The organism is Niastella sp. sgz303648 (genome assembly GCF_059587045.1).
Window position 1 is genome coordinate 220,408 of record NZ_JCAPSW010000002.1, and the last position, 22,180, is coordinate 242,587.

A 22,180-nucleotide genomic window follows, 5' to 3' on the forward strand; every position below is an offset into this window, starting at 1 on the left:
TTGCTTTTTGGAAAAGGATGGTATTTATGATTGAAAATTTTTTAGGTTGAAAAAATAGGACAAGGAATAAGGTTAGCGATTACTCGCCTCCGGTATGGATTTCATGAGATGGATTTGTTCTTCAAAGGGATGGTTTATCAATACCCGGGTGTTTGTCTCAAATTCGGTGCTTTGTCTAATTCACCTTTTGATACAGGATAATATTGTTGATATGATCTCCACTGTATAGCATTATTAGATTTCAGCGGAGTAATTACACTCATTACAGCATCTACTTTTCCTGTTCTTTTCAAATCCAGCCATCGATGCCCCCATTCGCAAAATAATTCATGTCTGCGCTCATCCAAAATTGCCGTCAGCAATGTCGATTGATCAATCGCAGTCGTATTAGGCAGACCTGCTCTTGTACGTATAGCGTTCAAATCAGATTTTGCTTCATTGATCTTATTTAATTGCGCTCTTGCCTCTGCCCTTATCAAATACTGTTCTCCTAGGCGTAATACCATAAAATACTCACTCATATCAGCAGCAGAGCTAACACCTGGCGAAGCATACACTTTGTACTTAAAAGGATAATAAACGGTATCGTAAGTTGTAGGAGTGTTTTGATAAATCGTAGTATCAATCCAATTTCCAAAAACTGCTCTTTGATCCCCAGATTCAAAACTGCTCAGTAAAAACTTACTCAAAAGCACTCTTCCATTTGGACCTGTGGGAGAAACGACATAGGCATATCCCTCTAACGTATTAAAATTATTGGTAGTAGGCTGTAACTGCCATATGGCTTCTTTGCTATTCTTTAGAAACACATCATTCAAAGCAGGCAATGGGCCGTAAAGAGCCGTGTTATTTATTACGCCGGTAGCTTCCTCTTCCGCATTGGCAAAATTTCCTGCAAATAAATATACCCTCGCTAAAAGCGCCTCTGCAGCCCATTTAGTTGGACGGATTCTTTCACTCGTAGCACCTAAAAGGGTAGCGTCGGGGTAATTCGAATTCATCAAATCTTTTGCTTCTTTTAAATCCACTATGACTTGCTTATATACATCAGCCCTTGGTGAGCGTGAGAGCAAAGTGTTGGCGACAGCATCAGTTGACAAAGCCAGCGGCACATCCCCAAATAAGTTCACCAAATAGAAATAGAAAAGCCCACGCATAAATTTTGCTTCTCCCAATAATTGTTCCTTAACTACCGGAGTTAATGTTGTTGATTTCTCTAAACCTTCAATGGCAGCATTGCATTTATAAACTTTATTATACAGAGGAGCCCAAAATTCGGAACCAGCTGTACCTATACTCAAATTATTTTCGAAAAAAGAAGTATAGGGATTATAAGTAGTGAGGTTAGTAAGTTCATCGGCGGATAAGCCTGCTAATAAACCAATGCTAGTGTTACCTTGAAAAAAATTGTAGTAATCCTCAATTGTTAAATTGGCATATATACCATTTAAAACACCAATAGCTGTAGCGTCAGTAGCATAAATTTTATTCTCAGCTAAAGTTTGGGTAGGTGGTGGTATATCTACCAGTTTTTTACACGAAGCAACAATCAAACAAAGAAGCAGAAATATAACTTCCCATTGGAGCTTTACGCCTTGCCATTTTTGCTTTATATATAAATTTATAGTTGACATATTCTTTGTTAGTTTATTAATTAGATTAATCAATTAATCAGAGTTCAATCTTAGCCCCCAACGTCCACATTTTAAGTGGAGGTAAGGTACTTATGCTCCTGGTTTCGGGATCAAGACCTTTATATCCAGTAATCGTTGCTAAATTTTGACCACGGAAGTAAACTCTCGCAGCTTGAAGATGTGCTTTCTTTGCCCATACATCCGGTAATTGCCAGGACAGAGATGCATTTTTTAGTCTTATATAAGAACCTGCGGCATAACTGTAGCCGGCATCTGAATAATAATAAGGCCAAATTGCAAAACTACCATTCGGATCTACGGTGAATCGCCCAATAGTTGCGTTATCACCTGGCTTTTGCCAACGTTTTAAAACAGTCACGGGCTGATTACTATTTACTCCTCTAAAATAAAGTCCCGGTACTATATTCGGATTCGAATAGTACATATCTTTTGCACCCATTTGATAAACAAACTGCAAAAGAAAATCCAGTTGAAATCCTTTATAACTGATGGTATTGCTCATACCACCATAGAATTTAGGTAAAAGAGAAATTTTTTCAGATTGTTTAAGTGCGTCAAAGGAAACATTAGGATCGACAACCTTACCAGTTGAATCCAAAAGAAAATAACTGCCCGTCGCAGGATCGACACCGCCATATTGATATTTTTTCTGTATGCCAATCGGTTCTCCAATGATTACTCCATTATTTCCGGAAGCATATGATGTGAGCTCAATTCCGGGAAAGCTAATAACTTTATTGTGAGGAATCGTCAGGTTGAAATTGGTACTCCAGTAAAGATTTTTACTTTTTACATTAATTGTATTTAAACTAAACTCCCACCCTGTATTTTGAATGGTAGCCGGGAAGTTTTTTATAAAGTTTGAAAAGCCAGTAAAATCAGGCAACGAGTACGCTATTAATTGATTGGATGAACGGTTACGAACATAAGTAACCCCAATTGCTATTCTTTCATTGAATGTAGAAAGATCGATACCTCCTTGCAATTTGCGTGTCTCTTCCCATTGGAGGAAGGGATTTGAAAGACCTGCAACATCAAAGCTTGTCGCACCCTGGTATTGAATATTTGTACTAAGTATGTTGTATAAATTTAGGTAACTGTAATCATTAATCTGGTCATTGCCGGTAGTTCCATAACTTGCCCTTAGCTTTCCAAAACTTAACCATGATTTACTTGATTGTAGGAACTTTTCTTCGCTGAAGATCCAGCCTACACCAGCACTCCAGAAATTGTGAAATCTATTCTCTGTCCCAAACTTACTGCTACCGTCACGCCTACCCGTCAGGTTGATCAAATACTTTTTATCCCAGTTATAACCTATTCTCCCAAACAGACCATTAAATCTGGTAATACGATCTAAATCATTTCCGGAAGCTCCGGCTGTGATTGATGTTGCTGCAGCCAGGGAATGCAATAGCTCATCGGTTGGTTGTCCGGAAGCCTGTACATACAAAAACTTTGAAACAGATTTTTGAACAGTAGCGCCTACTAAAACATCTAGCTTTCCTTTTCCGATATTCTTCTCCAACTGTAGTTGAGGTTCTATGATCCAAGAACTTATATTTCTGCTTCCAAAACTGGCGCTTCTTTGAGCAAAGGGTCTGTTTTCAGGACGATTGACCTCCAATTTGGTACCTTGAAATAAATCTGCATTAAGATTATTGTAGCCAAAATTACTACTTAGAGCCAGTCCTGGCAAAATGGTGTAACCGAGATTCAAACTGGTTATTAAGTTCTTTGTGGTATTGCTGAATTCTCTATACAAAGAATTAACTAAGGGATTTGTCCATGTAGATCTGCCGCTGGCAGTTTGCGCCCAATTGAGTGAACCATCATCATTGTACAATTTTGGCGCAACAGGTTCAAGTAAAACAGCATTTTGAGTGAGATCAATACCAGGCAAACCATTTTGATTATATTGATAGCTGCCCGATAATTGAATGCGCAAGCGTTGGTTGGGAGATGCACCATTCATACTAAAATGCAGTCCTCCCACTTTATTATCAAAATTGCCGGGGAAAACAGTAGTTTGTCGATTAAAACTTGCACCAACCATGTATTGAAACATCGATGTTCCACCAGATATACCGGCATTGATATTGGTATATTGAGCAGTGCCACCAATCAATTCTTTTTGCCAGTCTGTATAGCGGGTAGTATCCCAAAGCATAAGGTCATAAGTGCGGTTACCAATGTTTTGTGTTGTTAAATCAATTCCATCATTCTTATAAGCCTCATAGCGCATGTCCAGGTATTGACGTGTATTCATCATATCTACGTGCCGCGTCACCTTACCCCAGCCTTGTTGCAGGTCTACACTTAATTTTGGCTTGCCCGCTCTTGCCTTTTTTGTTGTAATCAATATAGCACCATTGGCTGCGCGGGAGCCATAAATTGCTGTTGCATCCGCATCCTTCAACACTGAAATAGATTCAATATCATTTGGATTAATATAGCTCAATGGACTTCCTCCTTGTAGAATCCCTTCGAATCCTGCATTGAGTAGCTGCGTTGGATAGGGAACGCCATCAATTATAATAAGAGGTTCTAATCCTTCTTCTCTAAAGCTGTTTTGGCCCTGTATCCGAACTGTTACGTTTCCACCATTTAGCCCTGTAGTCTGCGTAACAACTAAACCAGGCACTCTTCCTTGCAAGGCCAGCAAAGGGTTTTGCACCGGTTGCTTTTCTATTTCCTTCGAACTTATTTGAGCAACATTGCCTGTGCTAAATCTTTTCGCTTCTGTATAGTAGCCTTTATTTATCACCACTTCAGTTAAACTTGTTTCAGTTTGTTTTATGGAAATGGCAATAGAGGTTCTGCTATTGATAGGAACAAGCAGGGTTGAGTAACCGACATAGGATATTTCAAGCGTTCCGTTTTCATCAACACCCTTTAAAACGAAAACACCATCAGCATTTGTGGTGGTGCCATGTGAAGTGTTTTTTTCTATGACATTAGCGCCTTCAAGTGGATTTCCTCTTTCATCGGTCACTTTGCCGCTAATATCAATAGGTGGAGCCTGCTTTTGCTTTTCCGTTTCCGCAAAGATTAATTGTTTCTTTTCTTTAATAATAACAAGCTTGTCAGTATTTACTATAGTATAGTCCAAAGGCTGCCCCTTAAAACATGATCCCAATACTTCCTCCAGGCTTGCGTCCTTTACCTGTATGGTAACAGGATGTGCCTGTTTTATCAGCTCATGCATATAATTAAAATAAAAACCACTTTGCTTTTCTATGCTTTTAAAAACTTGCTCCAGTGGGGCATCTTTTACCGAAAGGGTAATTTTTTGAGAATATCCCTTTGCACTTACCTGCAGGCAGGCGGTTAATATTATGATGGCGGTTAGCTTCATAATCCGCAATATTTGCTTGCCTGCCCCTGACTTTATAGGGGCGAAGGCAGTCGTTAGTTTTGGTTTAGCCCAGGCAAAAACCTGAACTTTGCAAAGACCTAAATCTTGCATAATTTTACTTTGTTAGGTTAGAAAATAGATTGCTCCAGCATTTTGTTTTTCATCCTGACATCTTCAACCGGTAGTGCTGATGACACTGCCGGTTTTTTATTGCCCCGGCCCTCTCTAACTCTCCGCCAACTGGCGGAGGAGAAATGGATAACAGCAGTCTTTGCTATCCAAAGGGCTTATGGTCAGATCAGGATAAAACAATTTTAATAAGTCAGGTTTAATAGGTTAACAGCATGAGGGCAGCCAATAGTTGATGTTTATATATTCCGGTAGCACCGGTTTTGGGGCCGGGTGCTGATGTATTGATTCAATAAATTTGGGTTTTTCAAAAGAGAAGAAAGGCATGGTTAATGCCGTTGTTGGTATTTTCACCAACAACATTATTTTATGCTCTACGAAGCCTATAGACTTCGTAGAGCTTAGAATTGTGGTTGCAGAGGAATTTACATGGAGGAAGGTATATAAGATAGCAGGTTGGTTGCCGCGCTGTGCAGATGCTGTGAGGCTGCATAGTAATGCAAAGCATCCCAGTGCCACGCCTTTTCGTATGCGGGTGAACCTAACCATAAGTTTCAGTTTCAGTTGTTGACCTTTTAATGCCGTTGTTGTGTGTCCTGAGCTTGCCGAAGGGCACCAACAACTATGTTATCCGTTTATGCTGCGTCTTGCAGTGTTAGCTGCAAGTGATTAATTGCAAAGGCGCTTAATTTTTTTCTTACCTGCTGCAGGGTGGTGCTTACTGTACGGGGTGCTATGCCCATACTTTTAGCCACCTTTCTGCGCTTATATCCCAGATCCATCAGTAAATACACATGGCGCTGGCGCTGAGGCAACTGCAATACCGCTTGTTCAAACAGCCTGTTATACTCTTTGTGTATGATGGCATCGGCATCATACACTGCATTGCTGTTGTTTACTTCAATTCCGCTGATGCGTCCCTGGTATTTCCTGAAATCACAGCAACGGTTCTTAACCATCATAAACAAATAGCTTTCCTTATTCTTAATCTGTCGAAGCTGTTCTCTTTTCTGCCACAGGTTTAAAAACACATCCTGCATTATATCGTCTGCATAAAATTCCGATCGCATGTACCAACATATATAATTCCTCAGCTTTTCAGCATATTGCCGGTAGAGCATATTAATATCCTGTTCTTCCTTTGTGCGCATAACTGCTTATTGCTGCCAAACGATTAACTTATTTCCCTCAATCTCGAACCGCAACCGGCTGCTTAGTTCAAATATTTTCAATACACTGGCTAACGAAGCAGTGCGGGGCACTCTTATTCGCATATCTTCTTCTTTTAGTTCATTTTTAAATACCAAATCCACATCATACCAGCGGGATATTTGCATCAGCGCTTCCTTTATAGTGGCTCGGTTGGCAGCAATCAGGCCGTTTTTCCAGGCAAGGGCTTCCTCGGTATCAGCATCTTCAACGACTTTAATGACATCCCTCCGGTTTTCAGCGACAATAGCCTGCTTTCCGGGACTAAGTAATGCAATAGAGCTACCACTACTTATTTTCACTTTGCCTTCTATCAGCGTAGTACTTACACTCGTTTCATCTTTGTAGGCTTTAACATTAAACTGTGTGCCTAATACTTCCACCCAAACCCCATTAGCATCACCGGCATTATGTGCCATATGCACTTTAAAAGGTCGGGAGGCATCTCTGGTTATTTCCATATAGGCTTCCCCGTTAATTTCAATCACCCTTTCCTTGCCTTCAAAAACTGTGGGATACCTTACTGATGATGCTGCATTCAGCCATAGCCTGCTGCCATCCGGTAGGAGTAATTGAAACTGGCGGCCCCGTGGTGTGCTCAATGTATTGTAAAGAACTTCCCCTGTTAATTTTCCTTCCTGATCATAAGAAAGCGATGCGCCTTCTTTAATTACCTGTGTAGTGCCTTGCGTTGCAAGATTGCCATTTGCGGCATCATCCAGCACAATTTGTTTTCCATCAGCAAGTGTGAGTATCGCACCATCTTTACCAGGTTCTTTATCTGTCTTAAATCTGTTTTTCTTGTTTTCAGTTGTAGCCAGTGCCTGTTCTTTTCTAGTGTCATTCCACATATATAAACCGGCTAACATTAAAATAATGATGGCTACAGCTGCTGCATATTTCCACAACTGAAAACTCAACAGCCTTGAACGCGGCAATTTTTCATCCGCACCAACATCCATCTTTTGCCATACATCCTGCTTCCCGTTTTCCAGTCGCTCCCAATCGCTGATGTTCTGCATCAGTTCTGCAGTATCAGTCCATTTTTCAAATAGCTTTTTATTATCGTCCGATTCATTAATCCATTCATTCAATTGTTTTTGTTCTTCTTCTGTTAATTCCTGCCGTAGATATTTGCCTACCAGCTTTCCGATATTTTCGAGTTTTGTAATCATTTGAAAAAAAATGTTATCGTATATATTTCCTTCTTCACCATAACCTTGAGGTAATTATGCGAACAACACTTAACAAAAAAATAATTTACACTTAACAATATAGAAACGATGGCGCTTAAAAAAGCGTCTAAGAAATAAACAGGAAAATTTTAGATTTTTTTTATGGAAATTTCTATTGCAATAAATGGTCTAATTCCAAAACACTCAGAAAGATTAACCATGTAACGGCATATTCATTGCTAACCAGGGAGATGCGTAATAATTCTAAAGCGCGTTTTTTATGATTGCGAACAGTGGATTGAGTAATAGAAAGCTCCTGGGCAATTTCCGCCGGTTTCATTCCATAAACATATAGAAGTTTAAAAACCCTTCCGCACTCCGGTGGAAGCTTTTCTATCGCTTCGTACACCTCCTTTATAATTACTGATTCTATAATTTTATTATCAACCATCTTTACATCTACCAGTTCAGAAAACTGTTTTTCATGGCTGCGTTTTCTTTGAAGTGAACGCAGGTAGTCAAGACAATTATTCCGGGCTGTAATGAATATAAACGCTTTTATGTTGTCCAGCGTATTGAACCGGTCATGCATTTTGAAAAGTTTCGTGAAGGTCTGTGTGGCAATATCTTCACCTTCTTCACGACTGCCGGTTAATTTTTCGCAGAAATAGCAAATCTGTGTATAATATAAATTAAAGACCGCATTAAATCCCCCTGGCTTTCCGTTTACGAATGCTTCTAAAGTTCCTGTATCGAGTTGCTCGTTCATTGATAATGTGCAGTTCGGTTATAACTAATAAATTTCTGGTTCGGCTTTTCGAATTTCAGGACAGGCAAAAATATTTTGTACGCTGAATCAGGCGTTAATGGGGAATAATGTGTATTAATGTAGTTGATTAGGGAGCAGGAGAAGGATTTTGATAAGGATTTGTAATAATAATAAAAATGTATTACAAAGTTATTAGAAATAGTCCGAACATTTGGAAAATGCAGGACGGGCAAAATCGTGGTTTGCATGGTTTGATAAATTGACTTTAACACCGGACTCCTTTTAAGTTTGGAGCTAAAATAAAAGGTTTTGGAGGAAGAACAAAATCGGTTTAGTTGGAGACGAAACTCTATTAAGCCACGAAATGTATTTAAAACACATGATTAGCCGGGCCCCATTTGCGATGAAAATTTTTTTATATTTTCCGCCGCTGGATGTTGTTATCACACGAAGCCGAAGCAAAGGGAAAAAAAGCTTTGCCGATTCACTGAGTAGTTATGTTGCTGGAAGCAACTCCGGCAACGGCGTTTAAAAACTCATTTATTATATTGAAATTGACCAATTTCCACTTCCGGGATAGCTGGCAGTGGTAGTAACCGTTGGCCATAGACAATTCAAGCAATGAAATAAATTATTTTCAGAGAATTTAATTTGAAATTTCGTTATATTAGGAGTTTATCTTTCTGATAGAAAGTATTTAGTAGATCACTTTCCTAAATCAATTATTTCATGATTAAACTTATAGAAGTTACAATTAATAAATACAAAAGTTTTCAGTCGCCGCAAACCATTAAGATTGAAGATGACATTACAGTGCTAGTAGGTATGAATGAGGCCGGAAAAACAGTATTACTGGAAGCAATGGCAAAACTTAAATACTTTAATCCAAAGGATATTAAATTTAAGTTCGAACTAACACAAGATTATCCACGTAAGGAATTAATACAATTCCAGAAAAGCAAAGATGATACGGATATTATTCGGGCTAAATATTTAATAGGGCAAGAGCTCACTGATGAAATCAATCAAGAATTAGGCCCTAACTGTTTTACACAAACTACTTTTGAAATTTACAGACAATGGAAAAGTAATCAAAACTATGTAAGTGCTTTTACGCATAATTTTAAATCATTCCTATACCATCTAATAGAAAAATATAAACACGAGATTGGTGAAGAGGCTTTACAATCTATTCAATCAGCAAAAAGCTTCAATGAACTTACTGCGGTTCAACTTCCAGAAGGTGAGGGACCTGAATTGACGAAATTTCTGACAGCCATAATGAAAGCAACCAAATGGACAGACCAGCTTAGTGGCTATATTTATAATACATACATCGAGCCACATGTACCTAAGTTCTGGTACTTTGATGATTATTACCAACTTGATGGTCGTATTAATTTCAATGATTACAAGGCTGGTAAATATGGCCCTGAGCGAGCAAAAATGGTTGAAGCATTACTGGACATTGCCGGGATTAACATTGATGACCTGTTGGGGGCTAACGATTTTGAAAATTTTACCGCTCAGTTAGAGGCAGCGTCCAACGAAATATCGGAACAAATGTTTAAGTATTGGAAGGGGAATGAAAATTTAGAAATTGAATTCAAGATTGATAAAATTATTATAGAAACAAAAAAGGAGAATAAAGTATATCATCCGAGTTATCCCGGGAATGAAAATCATGCTCATAAAGAAGCTTATACTGAAACTACAGCGGAAATTGTTCTCGATATACGGATAAAGAATACTACTCACAAGATCACATTACCACTGGAAAGGCGCAGTAAGGGGTTTAATTGGTTTTTTTCATTTGTGGTTTGGTTCAATAAAGTAAAAAATGATCCAGATAATAATTACATTTTACTTTTTGATGAGCCAGGATTAAATCTTCATGCGTTGGCCCAGAATGATTTGTTAGTTTTTCTCGAGGATTTGAGCCAAGAATATCAGGTAATTTACAGTACACATTCACCGTTCATGATTGATAGCTCCCATCTGAACAGAGTGCGCACGGTAGTAGAAACTTCCGGCGGATCGGTTGTTTCTGAAACTATTCAAGAAAAAGATCCCAATACTCTGTTTCCCTTACAGGCCGCATTAGGATATGATATTGCGCAGAATCTTTTCATTTCGAAAAATAATTTGCTGGTGGAGGGGCCTGCGGATTTGCTGTATCTGACGTATTTTTCCACCCTATTGCAGTCAATGGGTAGAATTGGACTCAAGGAAGGCATAACGATTGTTCCGGTAGGTGGACTGGATAAAGTTGCTTCCTTTATCTCTCTAATGCGAGGTAATAAATTGCACTTGGTTTGTCTGTTAGATACATTCATGGATTCAAAAGGAAAGGCACGGCTGGATGATCTGATCAAAAGCAAGATTATCAAATCCCAGCATATTCGATTTTTCCATGAATTTGTTTCCGGCAGTACACAAGCAGATATAGAAGATCTTTTTGTAAAGGAAGATTATCTGAAGATTTTCAATGAAGCATTAAGTGCTAAATTTAAAAAACTTAACATGTCTGATCTGAATCCTTCGATTGGGCCAATTGTTATTCAAATTAACCAAGCTTTGTCTGTTGATCGTTTTAACCATTATAGCCCTGCTATTAAGCTCTCGCAGATGGGTGTGAATGAAAGCTATTTCAACTCACAAACACTGGCAAATTTTCAAAATCTATTTGATGAAATAAATAAACTTTTTTGACGCCTTTTTACCTCGTTGCAGCTGTTATCACCGGCATTTTTTTACAGCCATTTTGATGTGGGGCGCAGTACGCCCCGCTTCTCAATAATATAATTCGGGAAGCGCTGCCTCCCGAATTTATTTGCCAAGCTATTATTTCGAGCTATTTAGATGGAACATCAGATTTTTTCAAAGCACTATCCATAAGCCGGTGTAGGGATTTATTATCCTGGCTATACAAATAATCCCAGGCTTTTATGATCTTTTCATTTTTCCAGGCTTCCATGATCATCTGTTTGTTATTGTCTTCCCGATGAATAATCCATTCGTATGTAAGGGAAAGGAAAAACATTATTGCCAGCCACATAAACCACCTGCCGAATACTATTTTGTAAAACAGCAGGTCATGGTGGCCCTGGTTTTCTCTTTGCTGTACACCTCACTTTGCGTCAAAAAAAATTGTAACAAATTCCCATAGACTTTTACTTTTCTTTCAGAAAACAAAAGCCGCCCATTAGGACAGCTCCTATAATAATTGCAGTGTGTCACAGCCATCATTGCGTATTCACGGTTGCACGATTACTTACCCATACCTGCATCATGCTATACACATGGAGACAGTTTGACTATCATCATGAGATACAAACGGGGCACCAATGACTACGCTTTGCCTTTTCGGGTGTATTTAGATAAGACCTAGAAATGGTAACCAAGCTGTTACCGTAAAAAATTCTTTTACGGTAAAACAGGAGGAGAAACCATACGAGTAGGCGCATTCTAAATTGATTGACACAATAGCGACAGGTTAGATACCAACTGCAAAACGTTGTTTATTATTCAATATTCCGGCGAATATCATCCTGCTCACTGAAAAATTAACGTTTACCACTAAGGAGCATGAACATAGTGAATCCATCCGGTTCCGTTTAACGGTAAAGCGGAAAGACCGTTTCCTGCCAATTTTAATTTTTTTCAATCAATCCCAATCAATCCCCGATCAAAACGCAAACAGTTTCGCCCATTTTTCCAGAAGGTATAGTTGGTAGTAATAGTACATACGGTAGATTCCTATTGTATGAATCAGTTAACTGTATATTGAAAATAATCCATTCGTGTAATTATAATTATCTCACTCGTGTGGATATACTTGTTGTATTTTTGGCATCTCAATGCAAATGATCTCAAGCAGCGGTTCCGGTATTACGTAAAGCTGGCGGAACTTTTAAATCGGCTATAGTCAAAGAAGGAAACTAAACCTTGAAAGCTGCCTTACTCATTATCGAATAAAACTATTTGCATTGATAGTCAACATTTTGCAAATTAGAGCCTTTCGAAATAAAACACAAAAACAAAACTAAACAATCAGCTCAGACCGCATTTCTAACAACGATGTTCTATTATCAAGACCGATGATACCGCTGGAATAATGCAGGGCATATATGAATCGGGATGGATTAAAATATACCGATGGGGAGTTTCTTGTGATATGGGATTTCCTGTACCGGTTGGTCGAAATAACGACGCCTTATTATTACCGGAATCAGGCGGCAGAAGCTGAAAACGTAATACCGCTAAATAAAAGTATGGAATATGATAACAGAAAGCATAACTTCCTCCGCTCCAAAAAAAGCAAACCAACCCCATGACGTATTCTGCCGCTGTATGTTGATGTCAAATGCAACCGAAAACTCAGTAATTAATTATACCCGTCCGCTTTCCTCTTAAAAGGAAAGTGGACGGTATTAATGACACGGGAAAAGCTACCTACATATCCTGATCGTGGACCTCGGCGATGGCAGGGCAGAAAAGGTAATTAAATACCCTATGTAAACCAGCGCCATTGTATTAAAAATCAATTAATGGCTATGCAAATCGTTTCAAATCACTGATAAAAAAGTTCGACATATCCCCGGTTGTTCCCACTCCACCGGACGGCAGCGAAAAAAAAGCCTCGCTGCCGTTTTTTATTTGCTTGAAACCCGCATCAGGACTGAATATTGCCTGGGTAATAGGGTCGTCTGAATTGGTTCGACATAGCCCATTTTCATCTATATATAACTTAGCCGGAAATGTCGAACCAAGAAACATGGCTTTTTCCTCCATAGTAGCTAAATCAAATAATACATTAAGGTGGCGCAAGAAGAAAAATCCATGCTGTATAATTTTATTTTCTTCAGGGTCTGGTTCCTGTAAAGATGCAATCTGTCTTTCCAACCTTTTTATTTCTGGCTCAAGTCGGCTTTTTATACTACCATATTCAGTTCTGTCTAATCCTCCATCCAACATAAGTAATTGAGCGTTTTCAAGGCGATTTTTTTGAGTTTCCAACTCTTGCTGCAATTTAATAAGCTCGGCAGTTTTATCTCGGCCATTCGCTTTATTGGCATCTTTTAGAATTAAATCTAATGACATTAATAGCTTTTCACTGTTCGCTGTTTTAGTGAGCTGTCCACAGAATGCAGCATTCGCTTCCATAGCCAAAAACCTCTCTTTACAACGATTCCTGCAATGATAATAAAAGTACCTGCCGCCGTTACCTTTTGATGCGCTTCCTGTAATTCTACTTCCGCATCTTCTACAAGTCAATGCCCCCCGCAATGGTAGTTCCTCCCTTTGGCCATGTTTGGATGGCCTGTTCTTTTTCTTTTTATTTCCATCCAACAAATCTTGAACCTCATAAAATAGCTTTTCAGGTATAATGGGTTCATGTTTCGCATCCACAATCATTTCTGTATCAACCTTATAGGCAGGCACACGAATTTTGGCAATGTAGGCCAAATTTCGGAATAGGTCAAAAAAAGCAGTTCGTTTAATTTTAAGACCTTTTTTATAGGCGAGCATCCGCAAATGATCTATATGATAAAGTCCTGTTGTTAACTGCTCAAATAGCCATCTAATTAATGGTGCCTGCTCGGATGGTATAATAATGGGCTTTTTTTCGTCATTCCAGCCACGTTTATAACCCTTTGGTATAGGCCCCATCCATCGCCCGCTTTTCATGGCCTTATAAATTCCGTCAGCGATATTCATCGAACGCCTGTCATTCTCCACTTCAGGGGCAGCCAGGTAAATGGCCAACATGAACTTATGTTCAGGAATCTTTAAGTCAAGTGGTTGTTCAATAGCCTGGGGTTCTACGCCCAAGCGATTAAGCTGATTGATCATCGCATAGGCATCAGCCACATTACGGCTAAACCTATCCCATTTGAGGAAGATCAGTAAATCAACTTCGTTTTTATTGCTTTTTACAAAAGTCAATAGTTTCTTAAATGCGGGTCTGTCAAAATTCTTTGCTGAATGATCTTCGCTAAATAGAATGACAACCTCAATATTGTTAAGTTCACAGTATTTGCGAAGTCTTTCTTCCTGATAAGGCAAACTATTACCATTAGCTTGCTCGTCTGTACTCACACGGATATACAGTATCGCTCTGCGTCGTTTCATGAAGGTTTGTGTTTAGGGTAATAATTTTTGTTTGATGATCACAATGTTCTTTTTCTATTCTTTTACTTACCGATATAACCATCGTAGCAACCGAATACAACCATTCACGAACCTTTGTCAATTCTTCATTTGTATAACTATGGTTCGCATCATTCCAAATTTTTCGAAGTGTCTCTAAACTTATTTTATTCGAAAAAAGATCATCTGTTTTTTGGCTGTTTTTTGAGGTATGAGCAATTTTAGTTTTCATAGAAAGAAATTATTTTTTATATAGAGATCGTTTAGGAACTTTATTTCACTATAATGATTCAAATTTGATATATCAACATCAGGCTCTGTTGCGGAAATAATCGCTACCCCATACTTTTCTTTTAAAGATTTTGCAAGTTTGATTTCTGATATGTTACGGCTAATTCTGTCGAATGAGGAAACCAATATTTGTTTTCAGGATGAGAATTACTAAAATATTCATCTAACCAATGAAAGTCATAAGTCATACCTTATCGATTATCTGCACGCGTTTCCATGATTGTAAAACCATTATCCGTTGCGAATTTTTTAATACAATTTTGTTGGTTAGAAAAACGGTCTCTTGCATCAGCAGCAGTACCCTTAGATATTCCAACGCTTTCTTTAATTCGATTAACATTGTAATATTCTTTTTCAATTTACAACTTATTGATTATCAATACAACTGGAGGTTTCTTTTTTTACAAAATCAATAAGAATAATATCCATATGGTAACGCAATCCTTAATTTCCCTTTTGTCATAAAGTACTTTTTATATGACAATATATGCCATGTAACCAATGTGAGGTTGAAATAAAGCAGAAATAGGTAATAATGGAAGAAAAAGGCTAAAATTTAGGTGGTAAAAAGTGAAAACTGACCAGTATGGTTAAATACCTCCATTTTCGCAAGGAACCTTGAAGCGATGCTGCCACTGTTAAGGAGCAATTACGGATTCACTCCAATTCATGGAAATTATTGCGGATTAATTGTGAATGCTTAAACCTGCTTTACTTAAGCACAGAACTGGCATATTTTCTAATATTGTTTATCAGCAAAGTATTTTCAAGCTTTTTGGCTTTAGGTCCAATTTCTTTATTTCGATATTGTTGGAAGTAGTTAAATAATTGTTTTTGGACTTCAGTAAAATTATCGTGCAAAGCGTTTATTGCATCATATTGAATTTCACAAAGCCTCGTCTCGTTCAAATTGAACTTTTTTGATATCTCCTGAAAAGTGAAAGTCGAATGTACAAAGCGAACAATCAGTTGTTGTTCTGACGGCAAACCTTCAATCTTTTCATTTAAAGAGATAAAGGCCTCAAAAACCCTTTCGATAAATTCTTTTTTTTCCTTTTTCATGGTTTCAATCACATATTTCAATTGGTGTATAAATTCTACCCTGACTTGCCTGAAGTCGGCAATCTCCAAACATTTCGTTTTTAACTTGCTTTCGATCTCCACAAAAAAAGCATCGAGTTTTTTTTGTTGATCCTCATTTGAGTAGCAATCGACTATTTGAAAAAACAAATGCAAAATAAATTTTACAGGTATTTTATAAAGTTCGATAATTTCTGTTCTTGCTTCAACTGAACCGTTATTATACTGATGTAATAATTCTTCCTGGTATTGAGAAATGGCTTCCATATAATTAATTTTTTGGCTCAGAGTGTTTTATTGTTACTTTTTATACGAAAAATATCACTCTTAAATTCTAATGGCAGATTTATATCAAACAAAAAAGGAAATGTGTTTTAGCAGTCTTCCAAAACTGACCTCGCATATTTATCCAATTCTATTAAAAAAGAGTCCATTTGTATTATTTTCTTTTCAGCTATTTCGACTATTTCTTTATGCTTTAGAAATAAATTAAAAGCATTTTTTAGGCTTTTTGATGAAATGTTATTTTTCAGTTTATGTATTGTCTCAATCTCTGTTCCCACAAATTGCGGGTCATCCATAGCCAGTTTTTTCGCTGCCTCTCTAACTGGAATAGTAGATAGCCTGAAGCGAGCGCAAACGCATTCTTCAGTTGGTAATGATTCAATCAGAGAATATAATGAATTGAAAGATTCGACTAAATCCCTGGCGACAAGTCGAGTATTTTCATCCGAAACAGTGTTTAAAAAGAAAATTAAGTTGTGGGAGTATTGGTGACGGATATCATAAAGACTCTGATAAGAATCGTTATAAACTTTTAGCCGGTTCTCTATTTCACTAAAAAACTCCTGTATTTTTTCATTCCATTCCACCTCTGATTTAGACTTGTCTCTAAAACGGACGTAAGAAACAATTAGGTCTACCGGTACTTTGAATAGTCTGCAAATTTCCTTATGTGCTTCATCGGACCCGTTTTGATAACGATCCATTAAATTTTTTTCGTAAGAGTGGATGTTGTTCATAATCCCTAAATGCGTGCATTTGATTAGTTAAAAATCAAAATTTCTTACTGATTAGCCAATGATAAAACCATTCCCAGTTGAGAAAGAAAAAAATAGGGAAAAGAATCAAGGCAGTTATACTCAACTATCCTATTTTGATTTTCAATAGCAGGAGTTTTGTTGTTTTCTTGGCGGAAATAATTCACTCCAGCACATGCCATAAAATAATTGGCATAAGAAATGAAAATAAGTACCATGATTACTTAGATTCACCCATGCTATCCACTTGTAATTCAGACTCGGACAAAAAAGAGAAAGAATCATTAACCCAAAAAATTCAAGGCCGTACCAGCGATTTGCTAACATAAACCTCTATTGCATTAATAGATGTGAAGAATTTTTAGGATAATGAGTACAATTAAAACAACAATACCCAACTTTATCATTAACGATACAACCCTGATCCATTTATTGCCATAAACTACTGTATAACACAAATCCAAAATCAGTTGAATTATACTGCCTTTTAAAATCCGAATTAATATAAACACAGGTATTTCATCTGAAATACCTGACAAACGATCAGGAAATGTTTCTTTCAAATCTTTCAGTATTGCTTTTGTATCTTTTTCCTGAGCATTGGCTAATTGCTTTTGAAACTCCATCGCCATTTTTAATTCTTCAAAAGCTAACTTTCTGTCCTGGTAAGCATTTACCCATTTGCGTATTTTCTTTTGTTCCAACTCACTTACTTCGCCATCACTGAATTTTAAAAATAATTGGTGCATCTCTTTATTGATAAAAAATTCTTTTACCTTCTTTAATAATTTATTCCCCAATTTTACCATAGGACAAAATTTATTGAAAAACTAAGGCGGATGAATTGAGGACTTGGTTCTCTCTCAAATAAAGCAATGGCGAGTTCTCTACCGAAAAGGAACAGCCATTTGTGTAAAATTAATCAGTAACATACTGTAACCATGAAAACCAGGGCAGCTTCTGGCTAATTCATTGCAAACGATCGTACCACTAACTTTTTCGTAAACTCGTTATAATATCCAATGCACGAATCAGGAAGAAAATGATAAGTTATAGCAATCTCTTTATTGTTTTTTGATTTTGATTTTATTGTCATCGTTTCAAATTCCGGAAAATATTTCAGCGCTTGATTGTAAAATGTCCATGCAATAACATGCCCACCATCATACAAGTCTTTCTTCAATCGGTTATGATCAATCAGAAAAAAGTTCATTTTAACGGCAAAATCATTTCCATGTTTTTCATATGGAACGTTATACTGATCTTTTTTAATAATGTGTACGACTTCTATTAATCGTCGTTCCAAGAACTCGCAGTCATTGGGATCTTTCAATGTTCGTAATTGGCTGTAACCAACAAAAAAAAACATCAGGAAAAAAATAAAAGCAATAATTTGTTTCATATGCTATTTATTATTTGTATTAAAGTTGACAATTCAAAGTATACGACTTTTTCTTTTTTTTCAAATCATCGTAATAGGAAAATTTATTGTCCTCAAAAAAATAAAATTTTTCGACCGAATTAATTTTAATATGTACTTTTTTGAATTGGGGAAATTCGCGTAAAAACTTGCAGTATATCACTGCAACAAAATCAACAAAATCTTTGCTTAAGGCTTCAACCATTTTTTTATCAGTACCTTTCGTCCTAATGTATATGGGAAATTCATCTGTCATAAGAAATATATCTGTTTCCTTGAATCGGGAACCAATTGAATCAGGGCTCATTTTATAAAGCCACTCAAAATTTTCATCTATCTTTTTTAATAGATACAATCTATCTTTTTTATTCATTGTGCTTCTCTGGCCGTATATATTAACGATAAATAATGTCAGTATCGCACATATTAAAAATCTTAACATAACATGGAAATTGAAATTTGTACTTGAATTTTACAATGCTTTCGTAGCAAAGTCGAACACCTGTGTAGCTTCAGGAGTCTCATTTTTTTTAACCTGTTCTACTGAGGTATTCTCATGAATATGCAACTCTATATGAGTATAATACGCAGTATCTCGCAAAACTGACCTGCAAAAATCTTTACTTATTTTAGTTGCAAAGGTTTGCGCCGTATCGCTGCATACTGAGTAAGGCAAGACTACTTTCAAATCAGTGATCGCACAAACACGTTTCTTGTTTTCATCGTACCATTTTCTCCGGCACTCAAATGAAACAGATTCAGAAGCGCCCAACGTAATAGTAAGCGAATCGCAATACTTTTTTGCACTGTCAGAATATTTATTCATTTTAGTCTGAATAAAGAGCGGATTTTCGGACGGCTCACCTCTTAACTTATAATCCATACAGGCACTACTCATAGAATCCAACGCTAAAAAATGAAACTTAAAAGCACAGTGTTCTAAAAACTCTTTCGGAATAATTCCACGGGTATATTCAAGGCTATACTCAGAAATTCGAAACATACTATCTGCGCCCATTTCTACGGGATTAATTTCATTTGTAGCCATGAAAAATTGAATGGTATCTTTTACAATTTCACCCTTTACTTGCTTCGACGCAAATTTGTTCTTAATAACAGCGGCAATGTAATCAATGCTTTCTTGGGTATCTTTCTTTTCCTCATGCATATCTTTCCAATACGTTACACCGATGAAGCCACAAGCCGAAATAAGAACAGTTAAAACGGTAGTTATTATATTTTTCATTGTTGCTTTGTTTTAAAATTGTCGTTACGGTTATAGGTAAATTTCGACACGCAATTATTTGCGTGAATTGATAAAGTTATATTTTCAACATTACGGACACCTAATATTAAATTGCGTAATCGTTCTTTAATACTATTTACAATTGCTTCAATGCGTAAAGGTTGCACATCTGAAAACTTGTCGCCTAATATATTTACTCGATAATTATAGGTGTATAAATGCTTATCATCATAACCAACAAATTCAAACTCCTGTATGACAGAATCTGCTTGTAGTTCTCTTTTTAAGCTATCTATACATGTTTGCAATTGTTGTCTGTAATTTTCAACTACCTGTTCTGCTGTATCAGGCTTAACCATTCGGTTGTCATGCCTGCACGACAAAAAACACAAACAAAAAAACATAAAAACGATAATTCTCATGGCAATTTGAGTTTTGAGTTAAGGAAATCAGTTAATATTGTTGAATACATTTATATTCTATCCATCCAATCGGCCAGGTTGTGGTTCTGCAGTAGAATCCTATATATTTCATCTTCGAGAAATTATTGTGAATTGAGTTGGTGCTTCTAAATCAAAGTTTTGCTTTCGATAAGAAAATCCAACATGAGTAAATTTGTTTGTATTTAAATCATAAGGAAAGGTTAAGCTCTTCTTTAAAAAATCATTAAACCGAGATTCCAATATAATTTGATCAAATCGGTTCATGGAGTTATTTTCTAACGTATTTAGATATTTGGAAAAATCTTTTGCAATCTGAGATTTCCTAATTGCCGGCAAAAAAGGTTTTTGAAACAAATCCACATTTGGAGTTGTTTTCAATTTTACAGAATTAGACTCTATGTCACATACTTCAACAAAATGGTAAGCGAGAACTCTATCATGTATTACAATTTGCTTCTGCACAATTTTTTTCAAGCTATATAGATACTTACAAAGATTTATTAGTTCAAGCAAGTCTTTTTTAAAAGTTTTACTTTTAACATTACTCCGAAAAGAAATAGAAGCTTCCATTATACCATAAAATAATAAACTGAAAAGCTCATCATTTAATATGCCTTTCGGATAGTCTGTAAATATTTTACTTACATATTCATCAGGTTGATTGCTATATGCAAAATTCAGAGGCATATTTACAGCCCTTCCAAATTCGAACTCCTTTCTTTTTGTACATGCAAATCCCATAAATACATATGAATAGTTCAGCAAGTCTCTAATAAAACTTTTTTTATGTCGTATCAGATTAATTCTTTGACGCATTCGGATAGAACTTTTTGATCATTGCAGTTTGGAGTTATTTAATGATTGGTTTTAATTCTGATTAGGACTTTTGCTTTCCCAAAAGCTCTTTTGTATCTAATACTATTTATACCGTATAATTGTTCGAAGTTTTCCATGTCTTTGCGAAGCTCTTCTTGCACTTCTGCCGGTAAATGCCCATACTTTTTTATTACAATATCCATATACGCAACAATAGATCGAAAAGCGTTCTTTTTACATGCGAGAAACAATTTAGATTCTTGTATGTCCTGCAGCGGTTGTTTAAAATATATCGTGTTCAAGGAACTTTATTTGTAGGATTAGAAATTGCTGAACGAGCGAGCGTGTAGTTAATAACCTGGTTTTCGTCCTACCACAATGGTATCCTTATTTCTAAATAATATATCAAGAACGGGAAACTCTTTTTCCAATTGGTTCAATATTTCTACCAAACTTTTATCCCGATAATTTATGTGTACAGTTGCCGTACCAATTGGCGGTTTACAAAATATTACAGTTACGTTATACAGTCTGTCGATTTCCCGAAGAACTTCATCCTTTTTAGCGTTATTGAAACACAGCCAGCCAGTTGTCCATGCTGCTTCATCTGCTGTAATAATTTTTCGACCAGTATTGCCAGTCGATTTATTAATCAAAAGTTGATCACCACTGTTCAATACAAACGTTTCCAACGCCGTTACTACTTCAGCACTACCGCTGATTAATGATATCTTAATCAACGGTTCGCTCGGATAATCTTCTACTATAATTTTCGTATTGGCTTTTACCCTAATTATATGCTTATGAATTTTAACTGTCGCTGGTTCTTTTTCTGAATTAAACCATAGTTTTCCAAAAATTATGTAATACTTGTCTTTGAAAGGGCTTTTTATAAAGAACATTGACCCTGCATTTATAAATGCCTGACCACTTCCTGGTAATTTAAGGTTATATTGTTCTCCTTTTTCAACCTGCAAAGCATAGAAATTACTTTTAGGGTCTTCCCCCCTACAATAGTCCAGTTCAAAGTCATGGAATCTTTTACTTCTTTTGATGGAACCGAATATCTGACAGCAGTTATGAATTTGTGTTCATCTGCAAGATTCACGTGAATGATTCTTTGTAAAAAATAAGAAGAGTTTTTACCCTTAGGCGTACTCAGTTGTTCAGGTTTAGCGCTTTTACTTTCCTTACAGGCAGAGCAAAAAAATAGCATTCCTGCAAGCAGGTTACACTTTGCGTAGATCATGGTTTAATATGGTTTGTGGTATGAGTTAGTTTAAAAAGGATTCAGGTATAGACATGCCCGAATGTGGTTTAAAAGCTTTATCACTATTAAACCTGCTTATTAATTGAGCATTGAATTTCCCGGCCGAATTGGCAGTGGAAATCTATG

General features: G+C 36.7%; 18 protein-coding genes. 2 read left to right on the top strand and 16 right to left on the bottom strand.

All coding sequences use genetic code 11. From position 1 onward, the window contains the following. Positions 1 to 137 precede the first annotated feature (137 nt). The 5 genes from AC59IL_RS05600 to AC59IL_RS05620 all read right to left on the bottom strand — a co-directional run bounded on the left by AC59IL_RS05600 (position 138) and on the right by AC59IL_RS05620 (position 8,295). Positions 138 to 1,634: a RagB/SusD family nutrient uptake outer membrane protein gene (locus AC59IL_RS05600; protein WP_496551110.1), complete on the bottom strand. Its 1,497-nt coding sequence runs from the start codon at positions 1,632 to 1,634 to the stop codon at positions 138 to 140. A gap of 37 nt (positions 1,635 to 1,671) precedes the next feature. Then, positions 1,672 to 5,124: a SusC/RagA family TonB-linked outer membrane protein gene (locus tag AC59IL_RS05605; RefSeq protein ID WP_496551111.1), complete on the bottom strand. Its 3,453-nt coding sequence runs from the start codon at positions 5,122 to 5,124 to the stop codon at positions 1,672 to 1,674. A 653-nt stretch (positions 5,125 to 5,777) separates the two neighbouring features. Continuing rightward, positions 5,778 to 6,293, bottom strand: a complete 516-nt coding sequence (locus AC59IL_RS05610; protein WP_496551112.1) for a sigma-70 family RNA polymerase sigma factor — start codon at positions 6,291 to 6,293, stop codon at positions 5,778 to 5,780. 6 nt (positions 6,294 to 6,299) lie between these two features. Then, positions 6,300 to 7,526 carry a FecR family protein gene (locus AC59IL_RS05615; protein ID WP_496551113.1) on the bottom strand — a complete coding sequence of 409 codons (1,227 nt, stop codon included), beginning with the start codon at positions 7,524 to 7,526 and terminating at the stop codon, positions 6,300 to 6,302. A gap of 172 nt (positions 7,527 to 7,698) precedes the next feature. Further along, positions 7,699 to 8,295, bottom strand: coding sequence for an RNA polymerase sigma-70 factor (locus AC59IL_RS05620; protein ID WP_496551114.1), 597 nt, complete (start codon positions 8,293 to 8,295; stop codon positions 7,699 to 7,701). Positions 8,296 to 9,024: 729 nt separating this feature from the next. Between AC59IL_RS05620 and AC59IL_RS05625 the strand changes: the two genes are divergently transcribed. Further along, complete coding sequence (locus tag AC59IL_RS05625) at positions 9,025 to 11,007, top strand: AAA family ATPase (RefSeq protein ID WP_496551115.1); 1,983 nt, start codon at positions 9,025 to 9,027, stop codon at positions 11,005 to 11,007. A gap of 142 nt (positions 11,008 to 11,149) precedes the next feature. Here the strand turns inward: AC59IL_RS05625 and AC59IL_RS05630 are convergent, their stop codons facing one another. From AC59IL_RS05630 to AC59IL_RS05650, 5 genes are all read right to left on the bottom strand, one after another. Then, positions 11,150 to 11,353: a hypothetical protein gene (locus tag AC59IL_RS05630; RefSeq protein WP_496551116.1), complete on the bottom strand. Its 204-nt coding sequence runs from the start codon at positions 11,351 to 11,353 to the stop codon at positions 11,150 to 11,152. A gap of 1,496 nt (positions 11,354 to 12,849) precedes the next feature. Next, positions 12,850 to 14,430, bottom strand: coding sequence for a recombinase family protein (locus AC59IL_RS05635; protein ID WP_496551117.1), 1,581 nt, complete (start codon positions 14,428 to 14,430; stop codon positions 12,850 to 12,852). Continuing rightward, on the bottom strand, positions 14,375 to 14,680 hold the full coding sequence (locus AC59IL_RS05640; RefSeq protein WP_496551118.1) for a hypothetical protein: 306 nt from the start codon (positions 14,678 to 14,680) through the stop codon (positions 14,375 to 14,377). The genes AC59IL_RS05635 and AC59IL_RS05640 overlap by 56 nt, the downstream gene beginning before the upstream one ends. 770 nt (positions 14,681 to 15,450) lie before the next feature. Beyond that, complete coding sequence (locus AC59IL_RS05645) at positions 15,451 to 16,086, bottom strand: hypothetical protein (RefSeq protein WP_496551119.1); 636 nt, start codon at positions 16,084 to 16,086, stop codon at positions 15,451 to 15,453. 107 nt (positions 16,087 to 16,193) lie between these two features. After that, positions 16,194 to 16,808, bottom strand: coding sequence for a hypothetical protein (locus tag AC59IL_RS05650; protein ID WP_496551120.1), 615 nt, complete (start codon positions 16,806 to 16,808; stop codon positions 16,194 to 16,196). 110 nt (positions 16,809 to 16,918) lie between these two features. Between AC59IL_RS05650 and AC59IL_RS05655 the strand changes: the two genes are divergently transcribed. Further along, positions 16,919 to 17,188, top strand: a complete 270-nt coding sequence (locus tag AC59IL_RS05655) for a hypothetical protein (RefSeq protein WP_496551121.1) — start codon at positions 16,919 to 16,921, stop codon at positions 17,186 to 17,188. Between the two features lie 12 nt (positions 17,189 to 17,200). Here AC59IL_RS05655 and AC59IL_RS05660 read toward each other — a convergent pair whose 3' ends face one another. The 6 genes from AC59IL_RS05660 to AC59IL_RS05685 all read right to left on the bottom strand — a co-directional run bounded on the left by AC59IL_RS05660 (position 17,201) and on the right by AC59IL_RS05685 (position 21,761). Then, positions 17,201 to 17,668, bottom strand: coding sequence for a hypothetical protein (locus AC59IL_RS05660; RefSeq protein WP_496551122.1), 468 nt, complete (start codon positions 17,666 to 17,668; stop codon positions 17,201 to 17,203). A gap of 155 nt (positions 17,669 to 17,823) precedes the next feature. Then, positions 17,824 to 18,261: a hypothetical protein gene (locus tag AC59IL_RS05665; RefSeq protein WP_496551123.1), complete on the bottom strand. Its 438-nt coding sequence runs from the start codon at positions 18,259 to 18,261 to the stop codon at positions 17,824 to 17,826. 490 nt (positions 18,262 to 18,751) lie between these two features. Beyond that, positions 18,752 to 19,525, bottom strand: coding sequence for a hypothetical protein (locus tag AC59IL_RS05670; protein WP_496551124.1), 774 nt, complete (start codon positions 19,523 to 19,525; stop codon positions 18,752 to 18,754). Next, entirely contained in the window at positions 19,522 to 19,947 is a 426-nt protein-coding gene (locus AC59IL_RS05675) for a hypothetical protein (protein ID WP_496551125.1), read from the bottom strand. Before AC59IL_RS05675 ends, AC59IL_RS05670 begins: the two co-directional genes overlap by 4 nt. Positions 19,948 to 20,055: 108 nt before the next feature. Beyond that, the gene (locus AC59IL_RS05680; RefSeq protein WP_496551126.1) at positions 20,056 to 20,784 is read right to left on the bottom strand and encodes a hypothetical protein; all 729 of its coding nucleotides are present in this window, start codon (positions 20,782 to 20,784) and stop codon (positions 20,056 to 20,058) included. A 350-nt stretch (positions 20,785 to 21,134) separates the two neighbouring features. Beyond that, on the bottom strand, positions 21,135 to 21,761 hold the full coding sequence (locus tag AC59IL_RS05685) for a FecR domain-containing protein (protein ID WP_496551127.1): 627 nt from the start codon (positions 21,759 to 21,761) through the stop codon (positions 21,135 to 21,137). Positions 21,762 to 22,180: the final 419 nt, after the last annotated feature.